Source organism: Rhizobium sp. CB3171 (assembly GCF_029714265.1).
GTDB lineage: Bacteria > Pseudomonadota > Alphaproteobacteria > Rhizobiales > Rhizobiaceae > Rhizobium.
This window is the reverse complement of record NZ_CP121652.1, coordinates 2,453,217-2,476,401: the sequence shown is the minus strand read 5'-3', so window position 1 is coordinate 2,476,401 and position 23,185 is coordinate 2,453,217. Positions and strand designations below refer to the sequence as shown.

21 protein-coding genes are annotated in these 23,185 nt (G+C 61.9%); 5 read left to right on the top strand and 16 right to left on the bottom strand.

The features are described from left to right. Positions 1-474: 474 nt before the first annotated feature. Complete coding sequence (locus QA648_RS12135; protein WP_104824104.1) at positions 475-1,740, bottom strand: glycerate kinase; 1,266 nt, start codon at positions 1,738-1,740, stop codon at positions 475-477. Positions 1,741-1,893: 153 nt separating this feature from the next. Here QA648_RS12135 and QA648_RS12130 point away from each other — a divergent pair, with 153 nt between their 5' ends. Further along, positions 1,894-2,322 carry an OsmC family protein gene (locus QA648_RS12130; protein ID WP_104824103.1) on the top strand — a complete coding sequence of 143 codons (429 nt, stop codon included), beginning with the start codon at positions 1,894-1,896 and terminating at the stop codon, positions 2,320-2,322. A gap of 22 nt (positions 2,323-2,344) precedes the next feature. On the opposite strand, the gene QA648_RS12125 is transcribed toward QA648_RS12130, so the two are convergent. The 3 genes from QA648_RS12125 to QA648_RS12115 all read right to left on the bottom strand — a co-directional run bounded on the left by QA648_RS12125 (position 2,345) and on the right by QA648_RS12115 (position 5,282). Continuing rightward, positions 2,345-2,887 carry a hypothetical protein gene (locus QA648_RS12125; RefSeq protein WP_104824102.1) on the bottom strand — a complete coding sequence of 181 codons (543 nt, stop codon included), beginning with the start codon at positions 2,885-2,887 and terminating at the stop codon, positions 2,345-2,347. A 13-nt stretch (positions 2,888-2,900) separates the two neighbouring features. After that, positions 2,901-4,238: an LLM class flavin-dependent oxidoreductase gene (locus tag QA648_RS12120; RefSeq protein WP_283047157.1), complete on the bottom strand. Its 1,338-nt coding sequence runs from the start codon at positions 4,236-4,238 to the stop codon at positions 2,901-2,903. 132 nt (positions 4,239-4,370) lie between these two features. Continuing rightward, entirely contained in the window at positions 4,371-5,282 is a 912-nt protein-coding gene (locus QA648_RS12115) for a LysR family transcriptional regulator (protein ID WP_283047155.1), read from the bottom strand. Between the two features lie 124 nt (positions 5,283-5,406). On the opposite strand from QA648_RS12115, the gene QA648_RS12110 reads away from it, so the two are divergent. The 3 genes from QA648_RS12110 (at position 5,407) to QA648_RS12100 (ending at position 8,464) form a co-directional block, all read left to right on the top strand. Then, complete coding sequence (locus QA648_RS12110; protein WP_283047153.1) at positions 5,407-6,147, top strand: SDR family oxidoreductase; 741 nt, start codon at positions 5,407-5,409, stop codon at positions 6,145-6,147. A 43-nt stretch (positions 6,148-6,190) separates the two neighbouring features. Beyond that, complete coding sequence (locus QA648_RS12105) at positions 6,191-7,093, top strand: SDR family oxidoreductase (protein ID WP_283047151.1); 903 nt, start codon at positions 6,191-6,193, stop codon at positions 7,091-7,093. Positions 7,094-7,252: 159 nt separating this feature from the next. Then, complete coding sequence (locus QA648_RS12100; protein ID WP_104824098.1) at positions 7,253-8,464, top strand: adenylate/guanylate cyclase domain-containing protein; 1,212 nt, start codon at positions 7,253-7,255, stop codon at positions 8,462-8,464. A 6-nt stretch (positions 8,465-8,470) separates the two neighbouring features. On the opposite strand, the gene QA648_RS12095 is transcribed toward QA648_RS12100, so the two are convergent. From QA648_RS12095 to QA648_RS12060, 8 genes are read right to left on the bottom strand one after another with little or no spacing between them, the layout of a single operon-like run. Next, positions 8,471-10,438, bottom strand: coding sequence for a 3-hydroxyacyl-CoA dehydrogenase NAD-binding domain-containing protein (locus tag QA648_RS12095; RefSeq protein WP_283047149.1), 1,968 nt, complete (start codon positions 10,436-10,438; stop codon positions 8,471-8,473). Positions 10,439-10,450: 12 nt separating this feature from the next. Further along, complete coding sequence (locus tag QA648_RS12090; RefSeq protein ID WP_104824096.1) at positions 10,451-10,846, bottom strand: RidA family protein; 396 nt, start codon at positions 10,844-10,846, stop codon at positions 10,451-10,453. Continuing rightward, positions 10,824-11,255: a thioesterase family protein gene (locus QA648_RS12085; RefSeq protein ID WP_107109043.1), complete on the bottom strand. Its 432-nt coding sequence runs from the start codon at positions 11,253-11,255 to the stop codon at positions 10,824-10,826. The genes QA648_RS12090 and QA648_RS12085 overlap by 23 nt, the downstream gene beginning before the upstream one ends. A gap of 8 nt (positions 11,256-11,263) precedes the next feature. Then, the gene (locus tag QA648_RS12080; RefSeq protein WP_283047145.1) at positions 11,264-12,445 is read right to left on the bottom strand and encodes an acyl-CoA dehydrogenase; all 1,182 of its coding nucleotides are present in this window, start codon (positions 12,443-12,445) and stop codon (positions 11,264-11,266) included. Positions 12,446-12,460: 15 nt separating this feature from the next. After that, the gene (locus tag QA648_RS12075; RefSeq protein ID WP_283047143.1) at positions 12,461-13,642 is read right to left on the bottom strand and encodes an acyl-CoA dehydrogenase family protein; all 1,182 of its coding nucleotides are present in this window, start codon (positions 13,640-13,642) and stop codon (positions 12,461-12,463) included. Positions 13,643-13,646: 4 nt separating this feature from the next. After that, entirely contained in the window at positions 13,647-14,498 is an 852-nt protein-coding gene (locus QA648_RS12070) for an enoyl-CoA hydratase family protein (protein WP_283047140.1), read from the bottom strand. Beyond that, positions 14,495-15,283 carry an SDR family NAD(P)-dependent oxidoreductase gene (locus QA648_RS12065; RefSeq protein WP_283047138.1) on the bottom strand — a complete coding sequence of 263 codons (789 nt, stop codon included), beginning with the start codon at positions 15,281-15,283 and terminating at the stop codon, positions 14,495-14,497. The genes QA648_RS12070 and QA648_RS12065 overlap by 4 nt, the downstream gene beginning before the upstream one ends. 7 nt (positions 15,284-15,290) lie before the next feature. Next, a complete protein-coding gene (locus tag QA648_RS12060; RefSeq protein ID WP_283047136.1) occupies positions 15,291-17,609 on the bottom strand; it encodes a bifunctional salicylyl-CoA 5-hydroxylase/oxidoreductase in 2,319 nt (772 codons plus the stop codon). Between the two features lie 301 nt (positions 17,610-17,910). Here QA648_RS12060 and QA648_RS12055 point away from each other — a divergent pair, with 301 nt between their 5' ends. Further along, positions 17,911-19,521, top strand: a complete 1,611-nt coding sequence (locus tag QA648_RS12055) for an AMP-binding protein (RefSeq protein WP_104824090.1) — start codon at positions 17,911-17,913, stop codon at positions 19,519-19,521. 5 nt (positions 19,522-19,526) lie between these two features. Here QA648_RS12055 and QA648_RS12050 read toward each other — a convergent pair whose 3' ends face one another. The 4 genes from QA648_RS12050 to QA648_RS12035 are packed head-to-tail and all read right to left on the bottom strand — an operon-like array spanning position 19,527 to position 23,131. Continuing rightward, on the bottom strand, positions 19,527-20,375 hold the full coding sequence (locus QA648_RS12050) for an ATP-binding cassette domain-containing protein (protein ID WP_283047134.1): 849 nt from the start codon (positions 20,373-20,375) through the stop codon (positions 19,527-19,529). Then, positions 20,372-21,244, bottom strand: a complete 873-nt coding sequence (locus QA648_RS12045) for an ABC transporter ATP-binding protein (protein WP_104824088.1) — start codon at positions 21,242-21,244, stop codon at positions 20,372-20,374. Before QA648_RS12045 ends, QA648_RS12050 begins: the two co-directional genes overlap by 4 nt. Further along, positions 21,241-22,131 carry an ABC transporter permease gene (locus QA648_RS12040; protein WP_104824087.1) on the bottom strand — a complete coding sequence of 297 codons (891 nt, stop codon included), beginning with the start codon at positions 22,129-22,131 and terminating at the stop codon, positions 21,241-21,243. The genes QA648_RS12045 and QA648_RS12040 overlap by 4 nt, the downstream gene beginning before the upstream one ends. Continuing rightward, the gene (locus QA648_RS12035) at positions 22,124-23,131 is read right to left on the bottom strand and encodes an ABC transporter permease (protein WP_104824086.1); all 1,008 of its coding nucleotides are present in this window, start codon (positions 23,129-23,131) and stop codon (positions 22,124-22,126) included. The genes QA648_RS12040 and QA648_RS12035 overlap by 8 nt, the downstream gene beginning before the upstream one ends. Positions 23,132-23,185: the final 54 nt, after the last annotated feature.

The window sequence follows — 23,185 nt, the reverse complement described above, 5'->3', positions numbered from 1 at the left end:
TTCTGCTGCCGAATCCCGACTGGGTCGCGGCTCCGAAATCCGAACCGGGCGAAAGAAGGCAATCCGTATCGGGACGAGCAACTCGTGCTTCAGTCGATCCGGGCTAATCCGAAAGGATTAGAGTGAAGCTGTTTGTTCGATCTTTCGTATTAGCGCTTTGAAAATGTGCGGGATAAGTGCCTTCTCACGCTCGCAATAATTCTTTCATAAGGGCAGTCTACTTTAGGTAAGTCATAATCGAGGCGGAAAGTAATGAGTTGGGGGAAAATGATGGCCGTCACGAAGCTTGAGCAATGGAAGAACGAGCGCAACAGTAAACCTAAGCCGTTCGTCATTGCCCAAAAAACGCATGTCGTCGAAATCGAATGCATCCATTGTCATCGCCATTTCTTTCGGTGGACATCGACAGCGCCGGCCTACTGGCGCTGTGAGGATTGCCCCACCAATCACACTGATATCGTCCGGTCCTTTCGATCAAGCGATCAGGATGGCTCGGAAATCATTGACATTCGTTCCCGTCGGTCCGGGTACGAAGAGGTCACCGATCGCGTTGAACGCCGACCAGGCGTCGTTGTTTCTCAGCATTTCGGCGGGTACCAGCCCAGCCTTGCGCAGCCGCGCCACCGTGCTTGCATCAGCAAAGGCGCCGGCATTGTCCTCGCTGCCGTCGATGCCATCGGTATCGGCCGCCATGGCGTGGATGCCGGCGTGACTGTCGATGTCGATCGCGAGCGATAGCAGAAATTCAGAGTTTCGGCCGCCCTTGCCCTTGCCGGTCAGCGTTACCGTCGTCTCACCACCCGACAGCAACACGATCGGCTTGGTGAAAGGCCGGTTGCGATGCAGGATCTCGCGGGCGACGGCGGCATGTACATGCGCTGCCTCCCGCGCTTCACCTTCGATCGCATCGGACAGGATCGCTGCCTCGATGCCGGCCTCGCGCGCCGCTTTGGCCGCGGCTTCCAGCGAGACACCGGCCGAGGCGATGACATGCACCTCGTTGGCTGCAAAGCGCGGGTCATCTGGCCGCGGTGCATCAGCTTCCGGCTTTTCGATATGTGCCAGAACGGCGGCGGGCAGCTCGATGCGGTAGAGGCGGATGAGGTCGAGCGCTTCGGCGCGCGTGCCGGCGCCGGGAACGGTCGGACCGGAGGCGACGAGGGCCGGATCGTCGCCCGGAATGTCTGAGACCACCAGCGAGACGACCTTTGCCGGATAGGCCGATGCCGCGAGGCGGCCGCCCTTGATGGTCGATAGATGCTTGCGGATGACGTTCATCGCCGAAATCGGCGCGCCGGAGGCGAGCAGTGCCTTGTTGACGGCGATCTCGTCGGCAAGGGTAAGGGCGCCCGCCGGAGAGGGCAGCAGCGCCGAACCGCCGCCGGAGATCAGCGCAATCACCAGGTCATCCTCGGTCAATCCCTCAACCAGTTTCAACAGTCGACCGGAGGCGACGAGGCCGGCCTCGTCAGGCACGGGATGAGCGGCTTCGATGATTTCGATGTGGCGGCATGGGGTGGCGAAGCCATAACGCGTCACCACCAGCCCTTCCAGCGGTCCGTCCCAGCATTGCTCCAGGGCGGCTGCCATCTGCGCCGAGCCCTTGCCGGCACCGATGACGATCGTCCGCCCTTTCGGTTTTGCCGGTAGATGGGCGCGGATGCCGGTCAAGGGATCGGCGGCGCGGACGGCGGCATCGAAGAGGGAGGTGAGGAAGGCGCGGGGATCGGAAACGGTCATGTCGAAATCTGCCTGTCTGCGATGGGCTAGTAACCATTTGGTGACTCAACTGACGCGAACGCGCAAGGGCAGGGAACGCCAATTGTGTCCTGTGAGGGGAATCCCTATGTTTTGGGGAGCAGTTTCAACGATTATATCCGAGGGATTTTCAAGATGGCCGAACTGAAGGTGAAGACGAGACAGACCGGCGCGACGGCGACGGTCGGCCGCACCGGCCTTCCGCATGTGACGACGGTGACAGGCGGTGAGATCGATATCGTCACCTCGCCGTCGCAGCCGGGCTTCAATCCGCTCGACCTGCTTTATTCCTCTTTGTCCGCCTGCCTCGTGCTCAGCGCCCGTATGGCTGCGAGCAGCCTCGGCGTGCTCGACAAGCTGACGGAGGTCACCGCCGTCGTGACTGGCGAAAAGGCGACGGAAGGGCTGACGCGCGTCGAAAAATTCAACATCGCCTTCACCATCAAGGGCGATTTCGGCGACGAGATTCGTAACGCCATCGCGCATGCCGCCGAGGACGAGATCTGCACGGTCAGCAATACGATCCGGGGGAATCCCAAGTTCGAGACGGTGATTTCGGGGTGAGATTGGATTGAATGGCTTTTCGTTACTTCGAGGGTAGCTCAAATCCCTCCAAATACGGCCCAAGCTCCGGATCGATATCCACCTTCACCACATTGTTGTAGATCGCGGTGGCGATCATGATGCCGGCGAAAGCGACGAGGTTTGCGAGCGTGGGTTCGTCATAACGCGCCTTCAGCCGGTCCCATAATTCTTCCGGCACGGCGTTGGAATCCCTGACGATGGCCTTGCCGAAATCGATCAATAATGCCTCGTCTTCGGTGGGTACGATGGTTTCCGGCGCCAGGCCGGCATTGATCAGCGCACGGCGGAAAAAGCCGACCGGGATGATCGAGCGGCTTTCCAGCGAAATCGCATGGCAGAAAAGCCAGACCGCGCGGTCGTCCAGCGCCGGGCGGAGCTCTTCGCGCAGCGTGAACCATTCGGCATAGATGCGGTGTGCCACCGGCGAATGCAGCAGCGTCCGCTTCATATTGGTCATGCGGCCGCGCAGTTGCACTTCGCGGTCATGTTCGGCGCGGACGGCGTCGGAGGCGGTATCGTAATCGATTGGTGTGATATGGCTCATCGGCTGTTGTCTTTCACTGCGCCGCTTTGGAGAAGAACCGGTTCTGCGGGCGCGGCAAGCCGAGATGATCACGCAATGTCGTGCCCTCGTATTCGCGACGGAAGATACCGCGGCGCTGCAGTTCCGGAACGACACGCGTGGTTACGTCCTGCAGGCCCTGCGGCAGGAAGGGGAAGACGACATTGAAGCCGTCGGAGCCTTCCTCGTGCAGCCATTGTTCCATTTCATCGGCGATCGTCTGCGGCGTGCCGATGAAGGCGAGGCCGGCATAGCCGCCGAGACGCTGGGCAAGCTGGCGCACGGTCAGCTTCTCCTCCTCTGCCAATGCGATGACGCGCTCCCTGCCGCTTTTGCTGGCATTGGTTTCCGGGATTTCCGGTAGCGGGTCGTCTGGGTCGAAGCCCGAGGCGTCGTGGCCCAGAGCGATGGACAGCGAGGCGATGGCGCTTTCGTAATGGACGAGGCTGTCGAGCTTGGCACGTTTGGCCTTCGCCTCCTCGACCGTATCGCCGACGACGATGAAGGCGGCGGGGAGGATTTTCAGATGATCCGGATTGCGGCCGATGCGCCGCATCCGGCCCTTGATGTCGGCGAAGATCGCCTTGCCGTCGGCGAGGTTGCGGGGAGCGGCGAAAACCGCTTCCGCCGTTTCGGCGGCAAGCTGGCGGCCGGCATCCGATTGCCCGGCCTGGACGATCACCGGCCAGCCCTGGGGCGGGCGGGCAATGTTGAGCGGCCCGCGAACGCTCAGCTCCTCGCCCTTGTGGGCAAGCACATGCATCTTTTGCGGGTCGAAGAAGATGCCGCTTTCGGCATCGTGAAGGAACGCGTCGTCGGCAAAGCTGTCCCAAAGGCCGGTGACGACATCGTAGAACTCGCGGGCGCGGTGATAGCGCTCGCCATGCTCCATATGCTCTTCAAGGCCGAAATTCAGCGCCGCGTCCGGATTGGATGTGGTGACGATATTCCAGCCGGCGCGACCGCCGCTGATATGGTCGAGAGAGGCGAAACGGCGGGCGATGTGATAGGGCTGGTCGAAGGTGGTGGAAGCCGTGGCGACGAGGCCGATCTTTTCGGTGACGGCGGCAAGCGCAGACAGCAGCGTGAAGGGCTCGAAGGACGTCACGGTATGGCTGCGCTTCAACGCCTCGACGGGCATGTTCAGCACGGCAAGATGATCGGCCATGAAGAAGGCATCGAATTTTGCCTGTTCCAGCGCCTGCGCAAAACTCTTGATGTGCTTGAAATTGAAATTCGCATCCGGATAGGAGCCGGGATAGCGCCATGCGCCCGTATGCAGGCTGACGGGGCGCATGAAGGCCCCAAGCTTCAGTTGCTTCTGTTCAGTCATGGGGTCCATCCCTCTCGAACATCACTGGTTCCTGGCGGCCTGGCGCCGGCGAGAATATCCCTTCCGACGTAGGAGCCCTGTCGGCGCATTCAAAGAGCCGATTTCATTTATTTGATCGGTTCGAGGGAATATTCATCCGACCCCGCTTTCCGCGTCGCTCTGTCGGGCAAAAACCTTGACGAGCCAGTCGATGAAGACGCGTACGCGTGGGGAGAGTTGGCGGCTGCGGGGATAGAGCATGGAGACGGGTGTCTTCGTGAGTGGAAAGTCCTTGAGGACATGAACCAGCTCGCCGGATTTCAAGGCATGTTCGGCGTGATAGCGCGGCACCTGGATCAGGCCCAGGCCGAGCTTGGCCGCTGAAAAATAACTTTCGGCGGCATTGACCGAGACCGTTGCGGGCAGGGTAATGCCGCGCACCGCCCCGTCGACGATGAATTCCAGCGGCAGCAATCCACCCGTCGCCGAGGAGCGGAAGCCGACCATGCGGTGGCCGTCGAGAGCTTCTGGATGCAGAGGCATGCCGAAGCGCTCGATATAGGCAGGCGCGGCCAGGGTGATTTCCTCCAGCAGGGCGACGCGGCGGGCGATCATGTCGCTGTCCTGTGGCGTGCCGACGCGCAGCACGCAATCGATGCCTTCGCGAACGAGGTCAACGAAGCGGTCGCCCTCGGTCATATAGAGCTCGATTTCCGGATAGGTCGCAAGGAAAGACGGCAGGTTCGGCAATACGAAATGCCGAGCCAGCGTGCCGTGCACATCGACGCGCAGGAGGCCCTTCGGCTTGGCGCCCGCAAAGGCACCCTCGGCATCTTCAATATCGGATAGAATGCGCAGGCAGCGTTGATAATAGGCCTCGCCATCGAGCGTGGGGCTGACATGCCGCGTGGTCCGCTGCAGCAGGCGAACGCCGAGCCGCGCCTCCAGTTGTTTGACGGCATCCGTCACCGTGGAGCGTGGCAGACCGGTGTCTTCGGCCGCCAGCGTGAAGCTGCGCCGCTCCACGACGCGGGAAAACACCCGCATGGCATCGAATCTGTCCATTTTTCTTTGTTCGGCAATTTCGGATAGTGATGCCGAATAATGGCTGATTATCCGCCGGCTGAAAAGAGGCATCTTCCTCTCATCGAAACGCGCTGCGGCGCACTCACAGCAAAGGATGAAGACAATGACCAACAATTCCAACAAGGTAGCTATCATTACCGGCGCATCCCGCGGCATCGGCGCCGCGATTGCGGAACGCCTCGCAAAGGACGGCTTCACCATTGTCATCAACTACTCCGGCAGCGAAGCCGCCGCCGAGGGGCTGGCTCGCAAGATCGAGGAGAAGGGCGGTAAGGCGCTGACCGCCAAGGCCGATGTTTCCGATGCCGAAGCCGTGCGTCGCATGTTCGATGCCGCCGAAGCCGCTTTTGGTGGCGTTGACGTCTTGGTCAACAATGCCGGCATCATGCAGCTTGCCAAGATCGCCGATGCCGACGACGCCCATTTCGACCGGCACATGGCTATCAATCTGAAGGGCACGTTCAATACGCTGCGCGAAGCCGGCAAGCGTCTGCGCGACGGCGGCCGCATCATCAATCTTTCCACCAGCATCGTCGGGCTCAAGCTCGAGACTTACGGTGTCTACGCCGCCACCAAGGCCGCCGTCGAAACGCTGACCGGCATCATGTCCAAGGAACTGCGCGGACGCTCGATTACCGTCAACGCCGTCGCTCCCGGCCCGACGGCCACCGACCTCTTCCTCAATGGCAAGAGTGACGAATTGATCGACCGCATGGCCAAGATGAACCCGCTGGAACGGCTGGGCACGCCGGAAGACATCGCCGCCGCCGTCTCCTTTCTTGCCGGTCCCGATGGCGGCTGGATCAACGGCCAGACGTTGCGCGCCAATGGCGGCATGATCTGAGCCTTCCCACTCGCAGCACAGCCACCTCGAAAGGAACAGGATCATGAGCAAGCAAGTTATCGTCATCACCGGTGCATCGAGCGGCTTCGGCGCGCTCACTGCCCGTGCCCTCGCCAAGGCTGGCCACACCGTCTATGCCAGTATGCGCGAAACAGAAGGGCGCAACGCGCCGCGAGTGGCCGAGGTCGCCGCCTTCGCCAAGGAGAATGGCATGGACCTCAAGGCGGTCGAACTCGACGTCGCCTCGGATGCCTCCGTCGAAGCTGGTATCGCTAGGGTTATTGAGCAAGAAGGCCGTATCGACGTCATCATTCACAATGCCGGCCATATGTCCTTCGGTCCAGCGGAAGCCTTCACGCCGGAACAGTTCGCCCAGCTCTACGACATCAATGTCCTGAGCACTCAGCGCGTCAATCGTGCGGCACTTCCCCATCTGCGCAAGCAGGGCAAGGGCCTGGTGGTTTGGGTATCGTCGTCCAGCGCCCGCGGCGGCACTCCGCCGTATCTTTCGCCCTATTTCGCCGCCAAGGCCGCCATGGATTCGCTTGCCGTCTCCTACGCCTCCGAACTGACCCGCTGGGGCATCGAGACCGCCATCATCGTACCCGGCGCCTTTACCAAGGGCACCAATCACTTTGCCCATTCCGGCGCCCCCGCCGACAAGGCTCGCGCAGCCGAATACGACAATGGTCCCTATGCCGGCGTTCCGGATCAGGCGCTGAAGGGTCTGGCTTCGCTGGAGCCCGCCGATGCGGATGCCGCCTCGGTCGCCACCGCCATCGTCGATGTCGTCAACATGCCCTTCGGGACGCGTCCGTTCCGCACCCATATCGATCCCTCTGAAGACGGCGCGGAAATCGTCAACGGCGTCGCCGACCGCGTCCGCGCCGAACTCTTCCGCCGCATCGGATTGGAAGATCTGTTGAAGCCGCATGTGAAAGATTGAATCGGTCGTCCTGCTACACCATCTCAATGAGTCGAATCGCCGCCTCTGTGCCACAGGAGCGGCGATCGTTTGTTTTCTATTGGCCTATTTGCGTTGTGCGGCGTTCCAAGGCTGCCTATTTCGTATTAAACCGAATCTATTCTGGGTCGGGAGATATCCATGAACGATAAGGACATTGGCGAAATCGCCTCCTGGCTCATGCAGAGCGGCCTTAAGGGCATGGGGGAAGCCGACATCCTGGCAGGTTTCTGCGAGGGATGCCGCGAGCGTGGCCTCAACGTCGACCGAGCCATGGCGCTGATGGATACGCTGCACCCGGTCTATGAAGGCCGCGCCTTCCGCTGGGACGGCAACCAGGTGGTCGAACGCGAGTTCGAATATGGCCCGTCGCATCAGGGGATCGCCGCCGAGAACTGGCAGCGTTCCTCCTTCTATCATTTGCTGACGACAGGCGGGGACGAGGTGCGTCGCCGCATCGGCTTCGGCGACCCGATCGATTTCTTCGGACTCGATACGCTGAAGACCGATGGTCATACCGACTACCTCGCTCTGGTGCACCGGTTCGAGGAAGGGGGCACCATCGGCGAGATGGATTGTTTCTATTCTCATTTCGCCACCACCGCCGGAGTGGGTTTCCCTGACGAAGACCTGCGCGTTCTGCGCAAGCTTACACCCGCGCTGGCCTTGGCGATCAAATGCACCGCCATGGGACGCATTGCCCGCACCATCGCCGAGGTCTATCTGGGCGAAGATGCCGCCCGGCATGTCCTCGAAGGCAAGATCACGCGCGGTAAGGCCGAGCGCATCTCGGCGGCGCTATGGTTTTCCGACCTCGCCAACTATACCCGCATTTCGGACACGGCCGAGCCCGACGAAATCATTCCGATGCTGAACGCGTATGCCGACGCGGTGATTTCCTCGATCCACGAGGCGGGCGGCAATGTGCTGAAACTGATCGGCGATGGCACGCTGGCGATCTTCAAGGCGCGCGATTCAGGCGATGCCTGCGCTGCGGCGCTGATGGCGGAATCGCTGCTGCGCCAGCGGCTGCGTGATCTCAATGCCCAACGGCAGATTGAGGGCAGGCCGGTAACCGACGTCTATCTCGGCCTGCATATCGGCGATGTCTTCTACGGCAATATCGGCAGCATGGACCGGCTGGATTTCACCGTCATCGGCCCCGCCGTCAACGAGGTCAGCCGCATCGCCTCCATGTGCCGTTCGGCCGACCGCAACATCCTGATGTCGTCGAATTTCGTTGAGGCGCTGTCATCCAGCCAGAGCAACGATCTTGTCTCCGTCGGCCGCTATGCGCTACGCGGCGTCAACCGGCCGCAGGAGCTGTTCACGCTGCTCTCATCGGCGGCTTGATGATTTTCAGCGACGCCCAGCCGCGAACATCGGGCCGCCCTTGTGAGGCGGAAAGCCGTAGCCGTTGATCATCACCAGATCGATATCGCTGGCGCGGGCGGCGATCCCCTCGGCCAGGAGTGCATCGCCTTCATCCGCCATGGCCTTCAACAGCCGGGTGACGATCTCATCTGCGGTAAAGCTCTTTGGTGTTATGTCCTTTTCCGCGCGGGCGGCTTTGATCAGCGCCGTGACTTCGGCGTCCACCGTGCGCTTGCCATCCGGATAGCTGTACCAGCCGCGCCCAACCTTTTGGCCGAAGCGACCGGCTTCGCAGAGGCGATCGGCGATGACGACATAGCGGGCGGCGGGATCGCGCGTTGCCGCCTGGCGTTTGCGCCGCGCCCAGGCGATTTCGAGGCCGGCCATATCGTAGACGGCAAAGAGGCCCATGGGGAAGCCATAGACCTCCAGCGCCGCATCGATTTCATGCGGCAGCGCGCCGTCTTCGACCATGAATTCGGCCTCTCGGCGATAGGCGGAAAAAATGCGATTGCCGATGAAGCCTTCGGTGACGCCGCAGACGATGGGAAGTTTGCCAAGCCGCTTGGCGAAGGCCAGCGCGCTGGCGAGCACATCCGGCGCAGTCCTTTTGCAGTTCACGACCTCCAGCAGCCGCATGATGTTGGCGGGCGAGAAGAAGTGCAGGCCGACGACCCGCTTGGGATGGGCGGTTGCGGTGGTAATGGCATCAGGGTCGAGATAGCTTGTGTTGGTTGCAAGGATGGCGTCGGTGCGAAGGATACCGTCGAGGCGTTGGAAAAGCTCGGTCTTGACGGTCAGATCATCGAAGACGGCCTCGATGACCAGATCGGCTTGCGCGAGTTCTGCCGCATCGGCGGCGACCGTCAGCCGGCTCAGGCGATCGTCCCGGCCTGCGGTATCGAGGCGGCCTGATTGCACGGCCTTGTCGAGGATGCCGGCTATGCGCTCACGGCCCTTGTCTGCAGCTTCGCGGGTTTGCTCGATACCGATGACGCTATAGCCGGCGTTCAGCGCGGCCACCGCAATGCCGGACCCCATCAGGCCGGTACCGACGATACCGACGGTTTCGATTTTGCGCGGCGAGACCTTTTCCAGGCCGTCGACCTTGCCGGCGGCGCGTTCCGCAAAGAAGACGTGGCGTAGCGCCGCTGCCTCATCGCTATCGCGAAGGGTGACGAACGTGCGGCGTTCTTCGGCTAGCCCTTCTGCAAGAGAGGCCGTCGCGGCGAGGCGAACAAGGCGCACGGCTTCGGCGGGTGCTCGCTGACCACGCGCCTTGCGAAGGGCTTCCGCGGCAGCTTTGTCGACGGCTTCCTGAGAGCCTGGCGGGACGGGCAATGTACCGGTACGTCTCAAAGGGACATCGGCTGCGCTTCTGGCGCTGACAATAGCTGAGTCGATCAGCGAGTTTTCGATCAGGCTATCGATGATACCGAGCTTGTCCGCTTCATTGGCCAAGACAATGCGGCCGTTGGCGATCAGTTCGATGGCTGCGACGGTGCCGATCAGGCGTGGCAGGCGTTGCGTACCGCCGGCACCGGGAACGATGCCGAGCTTGACTTCCGGCAGGCCGATTTTCGCGGAAGGGCTGGCAATACGCTCATGGCAGGCAAGCGCCACTTCCAGGCCGCCCCCCAAGGCTGCACCGTTGATGGCGGCGACAACGGGTTTGGCAAACTTTTCGACGCGGGCGATAACCAGCGGCAGCAGCGGCTCGATCGGCGGCTTGCCGAACTCCTTGATGTCGGCGCCGCCGATGAAGGTGTTTCCGGTCCCCGTCAATATGACGGCAACGACTGCACTATCCTTTTCGGCATGATCGAGTGCCGCCATCAAACCGGCGCGGACATCGGCCGAGAGCGCGTTGACGGGCGGATTGTCGATGGTGACGACGAGAACGTCATCGGTCAGCGTCGCCGAAACAGTATCCGAAAAGCGCGATGCCGACATGGTGAGCCCACCCTATTCCGGAATAACGGCGGTCGCCTGGATCTCGATCTTGGCGCGGTCCTCTACGAGGGCGACGACCTGCACGGCGGCCATGGCCGGAAAATGCCGGCCGATGATCTCGCGATAGACCTGGCCGATGCCCTTGAGATTGGCGAGATATTCGCTCTTATCGGTGAAATACCAGGTCATCGAGGTGATGTGCTGCGGCTTGGCGCCGCCCTCGGCGAGAATGGCGACGACATTCTTCAGCGTCTGGCGCACCTGCTCGACGAAATCGTCACTTTCGAATTCGCACGCGGCGTTCCAGCCGACTTGGCCGCCGACGAACACCATGCGACCGGTTGCCGCCATGCCATTGGCATAGCCGATCGGCTTGGCCCAGCCTTCAGGTTGCAGGATGGTGTGCATCGGTCATCTCCAGATGAGAGGTCAGCGCAGCGCGGATATCGTCCGGCCACGCAAGCGATTGATGGGTGTCGAGGGAGGTGGAAACGACACGATGGCGGGCGGTCCATAGGACTTGACCATTCGCCGAAACCTGATGTTCCAGATCGAGCGAGGAACGACCGATGCCGCGCACCGCCACCACGAAATCAAGCTCATCGCCCTGAAAGCCAGGGCGCACGAAGGTCAAGTCGAGCCGTACGGTCGGCACGCCGATGCGGCGGTCGTTGACCAGCGCCTTCCAGGGGAAACCCAAAGAGCCGAAAAAATCCTCCAGCACCCCGACGAGGATGTTCAGATACGACGGGAAATAGGCGATCCCCGAGGGATCGCAGTCTCCGAAGCGCAGGGGTCTGGTGGTTTTGAATGCCAAGGCCGGCCTCAGTTCGAAAAAGCGGCGATGCCGGTGATGGCACGGCCGAGGATGAGGGCGTGGATGTCGTGCGTGCCTTCGTAGGTGTTGACGACTTCGAGGTTGACGAGATGGCGGGCGATACCGAACTCGTCGGAAATGCCGTTGCCGCCGAGCATGTCGCGGGCGGCGCGGGCGATCTCGAGCGCCTTGCCACAGCTATTGCGCTTCAGGATCGAGGTTAGCTCCACCGGCGGATGGCCGTCTTCCTTCAAGCGGCCGAGCCTCAGGCAACCCTGCAGGCCGAGGGTGATCTCGGTCACCATGTCGGCAAGCTTCTTCTGGATGAGCTGGTTGGCAGCGAGCGGCCGGCCGAACTGTTTGCGGTCGAGCACATATTGCCGCGCCTTGGCGTAGCAATCCTCGGCCGCGCCGAGAGCGCCCCAAGCAATGCCGAAGCGGGCCGAGTTCAGGCAGGTGAAGGGGCCTTTGAGGCCGGAAACGTTCGGCAGCAGGTTTTCTTCCGGCACGAAGACATTGTCCATGACGACTTCGCCGGTGATGGAGGCGCGCAGGCCCACCTTGCCGTGGATTGCGGGGGCTGACAGGCCCTTCCAGCTCTTTTCCAGGATGAAACCTCTGATAACGCCGTCTTCAGTCTTGGCCCAGACGACGAAGACGTCGGCGATCGGTGCATTGGAAATCCAGGTCTTGGCACCGGTCAGGCTATAGCCGCCATCGACCTTTTTGGCGCGGGTCACCATCGAGCCGGGATCGGAGCCGTGGTTAGGTTCCGTGAGGCCGAAGCAGCCGATCCATTCGCCGGTGGCGAGCTTCGGCAGATACTTCTGCTTCTGTTCTTCTGAACCGAAGGCATTGATCGGCACCATGACGAGCGAGGATTGCACGCTCATCATCGAGCGGTAGCCGCTGTCGACGCGCTCGACCTCACGGGCGATCAGGCCATAGGCGACATAGCCAAGGCCGGCGCCGCCGTACTCCGGCGCGATCGTCGGACCGAGCAGGCCGAGTTCGCCCATTTCACGGAAGATCGACGGGTCGGTCTTCTCATGACGAAAAGCTTCAAGCACGCGAGGCGCCAGTTTCTCCTGCGCGTAGGAATGTGCGGTATCAAGCACCATGCGTTCGTCGTCGCTCAACTGCTCCGCCAGCCGGAACGGGTCGGCCCAGTCGAAAATCTCGCGGCTCATGCTCTCAATCTCCTATCAACTTGTCTTCAGAAGTTCGCGCGCAACGATCAGTTTCTGAACCTCCGTCGCACCTTCGTAAATACGAAGTGCGCGTATCTCCCGATAGAGTTTTTCCGTTATTTCTCCTGCCTTGACGCCTCGCCCGCCGAAAAGCTGGACGGCGCGGTCGATGACGGCTTGCGCGGTTTCCGTGGCCGTCATCTTGGCCATGGCCGCCTCGCGCGTCGTCGGCAGATGCTGCACGTCGCGACGCCAGGCCGCTCGATAGGTGAGCAAGGCCGCCGCGTCGATGCCGGTCGCCATATCGCCGAGGGCTGCCTGCGTCAACTGAAGGTCGCCGAGCGTCGCGCCGAACATCGGCCGCGTGCGGACATGCGCCAGCGACTCATCCAGCGCCCGCCGCGCAAAGCCAAGGCTGGCGGCGGCAACGGAAGCGCGAAAGATATCGAGCGTGCGCATGGCAATCTTGAAGCCTTCGCCCGGCGCGCCGAGACGCCGCGAAGCGGGAACGCGGCAGTTCTCGAAACGGATCGTCGCCAGCGGATGCGGCGCGATCACTTCGATGCGTTCGGCGATCGAGAAGCCCGCATCGTCGGCGAAGATAACGAAGGCGGAAATGCCGCGTGTGCCCGGCGCCTCGCCGGTGCGGGCAAACACGGTGTAGACGTCGGCGATGCCACCATTGGAGATCCAGGTCTTTTCACCGTCGAGGACATAGTGATCGCCATCGACGCGGGCCGCACAGCTCATCGCCGCAACATCCGAGCCGGCATCCTTTTCCGACAATGCGAAGGCGGAAAGCCAGTCGCCGGCGCGAACTTTCGGCAGCACGGCGGCACGCAGTTCCGGCGAGCCGGAAAGGCCGATTGCGCCGGTGCCGAGGCCCTGCATGGCGAAGGCGAAATCGGCAAGACCATCGTGCCATGCGAGCGTTTCGCGAGCGAGGCAGACGAGGCGGGAATCGATCAGCGGATCACTATCTGAGGTGCCGGTTGCTGCCGCGAGGAGGCCGGCACTGCCAAGCGCCTTGACCAGCTTGCGGCAAGCGCCGTCGACATTCCTGTGGTCGATGGCGGCCATAACCGGAGATTTGGCGAAAGCGTCCACTTCAGCCGCGAATTCACCGTGGCGTTCATCGAAGAACGGCCAATCCAGATGATCCCGGTTCGGACCGGAGAGGCTTGACGCGGCGGACATCGCCTTAATTCCCCTGGAATTCAGGTTTGCGCTTGGCGGCGAAGGCCTCGAAGGCGCGGCGGAAATCCTGAGTTGCCATGCAAACCGCTTGGGCTTGCGCCTCGGATTCGATCATCTCGTCGATACCCATTGCCCATTCCTGGTTCAGCATGGTCTTGGTCATGCCATGGGCGAACCATGGCCCATCGGCCAGCGAGCGGGCGAGCTTGACGGCTTCCTGCTCCAGATCGGCGCTCACATGCAGGCTGTTGTAAAAACCCCAGGCATGGCCCTCAGCCGATGTCATCGAGCGGCCGGTGAACAGCAGTTCGGCGGCACGGCCTTGGCCGATGATGCGGGGAAGGATGCCGCATGCGCCCATATCGGCGCCGGCGAGGCCGACGCGGGTGAAGAGGAAAGCCGTCTTGGCTTCGAACGTCGCCAGGCGCAAGTCGGAGGCCATGGCGAGGATGGCACCGGCACCGGCGCAGATACCGTCGACGGCGGAAATGATCGGCTGAGGGCACTTGCGCATGGCCTTCACCAGATCGCCGGTCATGCGGGTGAAGGCGAGAAGCTCGGGCATCGCCATGCGGGTCAGCGGCTCGATGATCTCGAAGACATCGCCGCCGGAAGAGAAATTGCCGCCCGCTCCGGTCAACACCACGGCGCGTATATCCGATGCATAGGTGAGATCACGGAAGAGATCGCGCAGCTCGGCATAGCTGTCGAAGGTCAGCGGGTTTTTACGTTCCGGCCGGTTCAGCCGGATCGTAGCGACGCGGCCGTCATCGCTGACCTCCCAGAGGAAATGTTGCGGCTTGTAATCTTTGAAGGGCTTGAGATGGCCCTGCATCGTCATGTCCCGATCGCTCATCCCGCTAAAACCTCCCCACCGGCAACCGCGATTGCCTGTCCATTGATCGATGCCGCCGCCGGCGATGCCAGCCATAGAACGGTGTCCGCAACCTCCTCGGGTTTGACGAGCCGTCCCTGCGGATTGGATTTGGTGAACTCCGAAAGCGCCTGTTCCGCCGTGCGTCCCGTCTTGGCGGCGATGGTGGCGATCGAGCGTTCGATGATCGGCGTATCGGTGAAGCCGGGGCAGACGGCATTGACGGTGATGCCAGTCTTTGCAAGCTCCAGCGCCAGTGACCGCGTCAGGCCGACAACGCCGTGCTTGGCAGCAACATAGGCGGATACGTAGCCGTAGCCGGTCAGGCCCGCCGTCGAGGCAATGTTGACGATACGCGCGCCGGCGCCATGCGCTTTGAGGTCCGGTAGGGCGGCCTGCGTCACCAGGAAAACGCCGGTGAGATCGACCGTCAAGACGCGGTTCCACATGTCCAGGCTGGTCTTCTCGAAAGGCGCAGTCGGCGCCTCGCCGGCATTGTTGACGAGAATATCGACAGGACCGAATTTTTCGCGCGCAATGTTCAGCCCACTCGCGATCGCTTCGACGCTGGTGACGTCGAAACCGTCGACGACGATGGCATTCGCGCCGATCTCGGCGGCGACGACCTCCAGCGGTTCCTTTCTTCGCCCAGCAAGCGTCACGCGTGCGCCCTCCGCCGCGAGCGCCCGCGCGATCGCCGCGCCGATGCCGCTCCCGGCGCCGGTGACGAGGGCGTGACGGTTCGCGAGTTTGCCAGACGTCGTCATGCGTGCCTCACTTCGCCGGCGCGGCGGCGGCCGCGCGGGCAAGATTGGTTTCGTATTGCGTCTTGCCGGAGAGATATTGCTTCGGCCAGGGGATCGAGGTCAGGCCGATCTTGGCGGCTTCGTGCAGCGACCAGGCGGGATCGGCCAGATGCGCACGGGCGACGGCGCAGAGATCGGCGCGGCCGGCCGCGATGATCGAATTTGCGTGGTCGGCCTCCGAGATCGCGCCGACGGCAATGGTCGGAATGCCGATTTCATTGCGGATCTTGTCGGAGAACGGCGTCTGGAACAGGCGGCCATAGACCGGCTTTTCCTCCTTCGACACCTGACCGGATGAGCAATCGATCAGGTCGGCACCGGCATTCTTGAACATGGCCGCAAAAATTGCCGCATCTTCCGGCGTGTTGCCGCCATCGGTCCAGTCATGGCAGGAAAGACGGACGGACATGGGCTTGTCCTCCGGCCAAATTGCACGCATGGCCCGGAAGATTTCGAGGGGGTAACGGGCGCGGTTTTCATGGCTGCCGCCATATTCATCTTCCCGCAGATTGGTGAGCGGCGACAGGAAGCTCGACAGGAGATAGCCGTGGGCGCAGTGCAGCTCCAGCCAGTCAGCGCCGGTGGTGATCGCTAGCTCCGTCGCGCGGACGAAATCGGCCTTGACGCGATCCATGTCGGCACGGTCCATGGCCTTCGGTGTCTGACTGTTCTTGAGGTAGGGGACAGCGGAGGCTGAGATCAGCGGCCATTCGCCTTCGGCGACCGGCTGATCGATCCCTTCCCAAGCCACTTTCGTTGCGCCTTTACGGCCGGCATGGCCGAGCTGGATGCCGATTTTGGCGGCGCTGTTTGAATGCACGAAATCGACAAGCCGCTTCCATTGTGCCGCCTGTTCTTCGTTCCAGAGGCCAAGGCAGCCGGGGGTGATGCGGGCATCCGGCGTGACGCAGGTCATTTCCGCAAAAACGAGGCCGGCGCCGCCGAGCGCCCGGGAGCCGAGATGGATGATGTGGAAATCGTTCATGACGCCGTTTTCCGCCGAATACATCGCCATCGGCGAGACGACGATACGGTTGATGAGCGTCACGTCGCGTAGCTGATAGGGCGTGAACATCGGTGGCAGGCAGCGGTCGTTGCCGACGGCAAGGCCCGATTTCCTGGCGAACCAACGCTCGTAGCCCTCCAGCCAGCTCTTATCCCGCAGTCGCAGATTCTCGTGGCTGATGCGCTGGGAGCGGGTCAGCATCGAATACATGAACTGCTCGGGTTCGAGCGTGTCGGCATAGCGCCGTCCGACCACTTCGAACCATTCCATCGCGTTGCGCGCCGCATTCTGGATGCGGGCGACGTCGACGTGGCGGATCTCCTCATAGGTTTCGAGAACAGCCGGTATCTTGTCCCTGCTGTGCCCGTGAATCTGGAATTGCCGGGTCAGCTCGATGGCGTCGTCAATCGCAAGTTTGGTGCCGGAGCCGATGGCGAAATGGGCGGTGTGGGCGGCGTCGCCCATTAGCACTACATGCGAATTGCCGTTGAAATGGCTCCACTTGCCGCAGATCAGCCGGCTGAAGTTCAGCCAGGCCGAGCCGCGGATATGGCGGGCATTGGTCATCAGCGACGCGCCGTCGAGCACTTCGGAAAACAGATTTTCGCAGAAGGCGATCGAGCCGTCCTGCTCCATCTTGTCGAGACCGTGGGCGAGATAGGCTTCCTCGGTGGTTTCGACGATGAAGGTCGAGGTCTTGTCGTCGAATTTGTAGATATGCGCCTGGAACCAGCCATGCTCGCTCTTGCGGAAATCGAAGGTGAAGGCGTCGAAGAGCTTGTTGGTGCCGAGCCAGATATAGCGGTTCGGACGGGTGATCATGTCCGGCTGGAAAACGTCGGGATAGTGGTTGCGGATCTTCGAGTTCAGGCCGTCCGAACCAATGATCAGATCGGCGTCGGGGAAATCGAGGTCGGAGGTGACCTCCGTTTCGAAGATCAGCTCGACGCCGAGGGCTTCGCAGCGTTTCTGCAGGATATTCAACAGCTTCTTGCGGCCGATGCCGACGAAGCCGTGGCCGGAGGTGCGCTGGCGCGTGCCCTTGAACCAGACCTCGATATCGTCCCAATGATTGAAGGCGTCCTCGATTTCGGTGGCGCTTTCCGGATCCCATTCGCGCATCGACACCATGGTGGCATCGGAGAAGACGACGCCCCAGCCAAAGGTGTCGTAAGGACGGTTGCGCTCGACGACCTTGATCGAATGTTCGGGATGCAGCTTCTTCATCAGAAGCCCGAAATAGAGCCCCGCGGGTCCGCCGCCGATACAGACGATTTGCATCGCTTATCCCTCCTGTGACGCCGAAGTCGGGTCACTCGAATTATTTAAGTTTAAAATATCTTGTCGCCATCATTCGTCAAGAGTTGTCTTGCGGGATTTCCCGCACGAAATCCGATCCCGACGGTGCAATAAGATCGAAATATGCTTTGGAATCAATGCTCATTAGAAATTATTTTAGGCTTAAAATTTCTTGCTTGAACATTTGTGTCTTCGGTGCAATCATTTTCGACAATGCCGCACGCGCTGCCGGGAGATTGGGTGTTGGGTGGCAATTGGGTCGAGAGGAATGCGGGAGCGAACCATGCTTGGACCGACCGGTCATGCCGATACATTCACGCGGGACAACCTGCCGCCGGCGGGGGAATGGCCGGAGCTGTTGCTGGATGGTTTCGACTATCCCGACTGGTTGAATGCGGGTGTCGAGCTCAGCGACCGCATGGTCGAGCGCGGCTTCGGCGATCACGTCGCGCTGATCGGCAACGGCCGCCGGCGTACCTACAAGGAACTGGCGGACTGGACCAATCGCATCGCTCATGCGCTCGTCGAGAATTTCGGTATCAAGCCCGGCAATCGCGTTCTGATCCGCTCGGGCAACAATCCGGCGATGATTGCCTGCTGGCTGGCGGTGACTAAGGTCGGCGCTGTCGCGGTCAACACCATGCCGATGCTGAGAGCAGGCGAACTCTCGAAGATCATCGATAAGGCGGAAATCTTCTTCGCTCTCTGCGACACGAGGTTGCTGGAAGAACTCGTTGCGGCGGCGAAGGACAGCCGGTTTCTGAAGCAGGTCGTCGGCTTCGACGGCACCGCCAATCACGATGCCGAGCTTGACCGTATCGCGCTCAACAAACCGGTGCGTTTCGAGGCGGCAAGGACAGGGCGGGACGATGTCGCACTGCTCGGTTTCACCTCGGGGTCGACGGGCGTTCCCAAGGCCACCATGCATTTCCATCGGGACATCCTTATCATCGCCGATGCCTATGCCAAAGAAGTCCTGCAGGTCACGCCAGAGGATGTTTTCATCGGCTCGCCGCCGATCGCCTTTACCTTCGGGCTTGGGGGTCTCGTCGTGTTCCCGTTGCGGTTCGGAGCGTCGACGGCGCTTCTCGAAAACGCCTCGCCGAAGAATATGATCGAGATTATTCAGGAATATGGCGCGACGATCAGCTTTACCGCGCCGACCGCCTATCGCGCCATGCTGACGGCGATGGAGGACGGGGCGGACCTTTCCTCCCTCCGCATTGCGGTTTCCGCCGGCGAGACGCTGCCGGGGCCGATCTTCGAAGAATGGACGCGAAAGACCGGAAAGCCGATCCTCGACGGTATCGGCTCGACCGAGTTGCTGCATATTTTCATTTCCAACCGGGTCGACGACGCCAAGCCCAACTGCACCGGCAAGCCGCTTGCCGGCTATGAGACGCGCGTCGTCGATGATGACATGAACGAAGTTCCGCGCGGCACGATCGGCAAGCTCGCGGTTCGCGGCCCGATCGGGTGCCGCTATCTCGCCGACGACCGGCAGGCCAATTATGTCAGGGATGGCTGGAACCTGACCGGCGACAGCTTCATCGAGGATGAAGACGGCTATTTCCATTTCGCCGCACGCTCCGACGATATTATTCTTTCCGCCGGCTATAATATCGCCGGGCCGGAAGTGGAGGCGGCACTTCTATCGCATGCCGACGTGCTGGAATGCGCCGTCATCGGTAAGCCGGACGAAGATCGTGGCCATATCGTTCAGGCACATGTGGTATTGATGCCCGGCATCGCCGGCTCGGATTTGCTGGTGAAGACGCTGCAGAATCACGTCAAAGCAGTGATCGCGCCCTACAAATATCCACGGTCGATCGTCTTCGTGGACGCTTTACCGAAAACGGAATCGGGCAAGATCCAGCGCTTCCGACTTAAATAGCTGGCTTACGCCGCATCCTCCTGCGCGGTTGCGCGGCCGAGCCAGGTCGGGTCGATCTCCGGCAATGGTATGGCGTCGAGCAGCATGCGGGTGTAGCCAGAGGCTGGCGCCGCAAAGACACGTTCGCAATCTCCTTCCTCTACGACGCGGCCGCGGCGCATCACATAGACGCGATCGCAAACAGCGCGAATGACGGAGAGGTCGTGGCTGATAAAGGCCATGGACAGGCCGAGGTCGCGGGAAAGCTCCTTCAGCAAATTCAGCACCTGCGCCTGCGTCGAGACATCGAGGCCTGAGACGATTTCGTCGGCAAGCACGAAATCCGGCTCGAGCAGGGCGGCGCGGGCGATCCCGATGCGCTGACGCTGGCCCCCGGAAAGTTCATGCGGATTGCGGTCGAGACAGGCATGCGGCAGCGTCACCCGGTCGAGGATCGCCGCGACGCGGCGTTCGGCGGCCTGCCGGTCGGTTGCCAGTCCATGCAGCAGCAGCGGTTCAACCAGGATACGGCGGATCGTATGGCGCGGATTGAGCGACGCCATCGGGTCCTGGAAGATCATCTGCATGCGCCGGCGCAGCGGCCGCATCTCGGCATCCGGCATATGGGTGATGTCCTTGCCGTCGAAATGGATCGTGCCGGCGGAGGGGTCGACCAGCCGCAGCAGCGCCCGACCGAGCGTCGTCTTGCCGGAACCGCTTTCGCCGACGATACCGACGGTCTCGCCGCGGCGGATATCGATATCGACGCTGTGCAGCACCTTGTTGCCGCTGTCACCCGGGCCGAACAGATGGCGTTTGGCGCCGTAGATGACGTCGAGGCCTTTTGCGGAAAGGAGGATGTCGGATTGACTCATCTTCCGCCCTCCCGAATGCCGATCTCACGGCGCAATTGTTCGAAGACCGCTTGCGGCACCGGCGTCAGCCCGGCATCGGGCCGATCATAGCGCGGGCCGGCGGCGATGAGGGATTTCGTATAGACGTGTTGCGGATTGCCGAGCACATCGGCGGTGCGGCCTTCCTCGATGACCTTGCCGGCATAGAGCAAGGTGACAGTATCGCAGATCTGTGCGACGACACCGAGATCATGGGTGACGAAGATGACGGCGGTGCCGTGTGCCTCCTGCAGGCCACGGATCAGCCGCAGGATCTGTTTCTGCACCGTGACATCGAGGGCCGTAGTCGGCTCGTCGGCGACCACCAATTTCGGCTCCAGCGCGAAGGCGGCGGCGATCAATATGCGCTGGCGCATGCCGCCGGAAAGTTCGTGCGGATAGGCGCGCAACACGCGTTCGGGATCGCGGATATGCACCTCCTCCAGCAACTTTAGAGCCTTCAGCCTGGCATCGCGCGAAGACAGGCCGCGCTTCAGCCGCAAGCCGTCGGTCAGTTGTGCCTCGATGCGGCGGCCGGGATTGAGGGCGGTTTGCGGGTCCTGCGGGATCAGGGAAATCTCGTTGCCCATGATGTCGCGAAGGTCCCTCGCTGGCAGCTTCAGCAGATCGCGGCTTTCGAACAGAATGGAGCCATGGGTAACGCGCACGGTGCGCGGCAGGATGCCGAGCAGGGCCTTGGCGATCGTGGATTTGCCGGCACCGCTTTCGCCGACGAGGCCGCGGACTTCGCCGCGCTCCAATGTCAGCGAGACATTGCGCAGGATCGGTGCGCCGCCGTCGCGGTCGGAGATGGCGTTCAAGCCGGTGATGGAGAGGAGCGGTTCGGTCATCGGCGCATGACCGGATCAAGGGCGCGGCGCAGGCCGTCGCCGAGCTGGTTGAAGGCGAGCACGGTGGCAAAGAGGGCAATGAGCGGCACGACGAGCACCCACCAGCCGTCATAGATGATCTGCCTCCCTTGGGCGATCATGCCGCCCCAGGTAGGCGTGTCTGACGAAACCGACAGGCCGACGAAGGAAAGGATGGCCTCGACGATGACGGCGATGCCCATCTCCAGGCTGACGAGGGCGATCAGCACCGGCGCGACATTCGGCAGGATTTCGCTGAAGAGGATTTTTGCGCGCGAGAAGCCGATCGTGCGAGCGGCGGTGACATAGTCCATCTGTGCCTGAGCCTGGGTTTCTGAGCGTATGACGCGGCAGAAGCGCGTCCAGTCGATGATGACGATGGCAGCGATGACCGAATGCACGCCGGAGCCGAAGACGGCGACCAAGAGGATCGATAGCAACACCGGCGGAAAGGCCATCCAGATATCGACGAGGCGGGAAATCACCTTGTCGATCCAGCCGCCATACCAGCCGGCGACGAGGCCGAGCAGCGTGCCGATCAGGGCTGCCAAGCCCGCCGCAACGAAAGCGACGGTAAGGGCGACGCGCGAACCGAAGATGGCACGAGACAGCACGTCGCGGCCGAGATCGTCCGTGCCAAGGAGAAAGCCCGGATCGGAGCCATTGAGCCAAACGGGCGGCAGGGTGCCGGACATCAGATCCTGCTCCAGCGGGTCTTTCGGCGCGATATAGGGCGCGAAGATCGCAAGGATGATCAGGATCAGGATGAAGCCGCCGCCGAAGATCACCTTCGGTTCCGACAGCAGCGCGCGCAGCCGCATGGCGGTGCGCGACGGTTTGGGGGAGGCAGTCGCGGCGACATCAGCCATGGGCGAGCCTCGGATTGAACGCAGCCACCAACAGGTCGACGGCCAGATTGATGAGAATGAAGAGGGCGCCGAAGACCAGCACAAGACCTTGGATCAGCGGCAGGTCGCGATTGATGACGGCGTCGATCGCCATATTGCCGATGCCGGGATAGGCGAAGATGCGCTCGACGATGACGGTGCCGCCGATCAGAAAGGTGAATTGCACGCCGGTGAGCGCGATCGTCGGGCCGACAGCGTTGCGAAGCGCTTCCTGCAGCACCAGGCGCAGGTTCGACATGCCCTTGAGCTTTGCGAGCAGGATATAGTCCTGCACCATTGCTTCCGAGAGCGTTGCCTTCAACACGCGGGCGATAATGGCGGCGAGCGGCAGGCCGAGCGCCAGCACCGGCATGACCATATGGGACGCGATATCGGCTGATATCTGGAAGCGGAAAGTCACCAGGCTTTCGATGAGATAGAAAGGTGTCGCGAATTGCGCATCGATACTCGGATCGATGCGGCCGGAGAGCGGGAAAAGCGGAAAGAGAACGCCGAGGACCAGCACAAGGGCGAGTGCCCAGACGAAATCCGGCACGGCGAGAAAGAGCCCGTTGAGGCTGTCGATGACGGGTTCGAGCGGCGTACGCCGGACAAGTGTGCCTGTTATCGCTACGGCGCCGCCCAAGAGAACGGCAAGGATGAGGGCTGCAAAAGCAAGTTCCAGCGTCGCCGGCAGTCGTTCGCCGAGCAAGGAGAGAACGTCACGCTTCAAGGAGATCGAGGTGCCGAAATCGCCCGTCAGAACCGATTTCAGCCAGATGCCGAATTGCACCGGCAGGCTGGCGTCGAGGCCGTAATGGGCACGCAGGGCGGCGATATCGGCGGGACTTGCCCCCGGCGATATCATCATCGCAATCGGATCGCCCGGAACGACGCGCAGCAGTACGAAGACGATCAACGCCACGCCAAATAGCGTAGCTGCGGCCATGAGCAGGCGATTGAGAATGGAGACTGCTATCATGTGTTCAGGATTCCGATGGCATCCGCTGGTGGTGATGAGAGCCCCAAGCCCCTC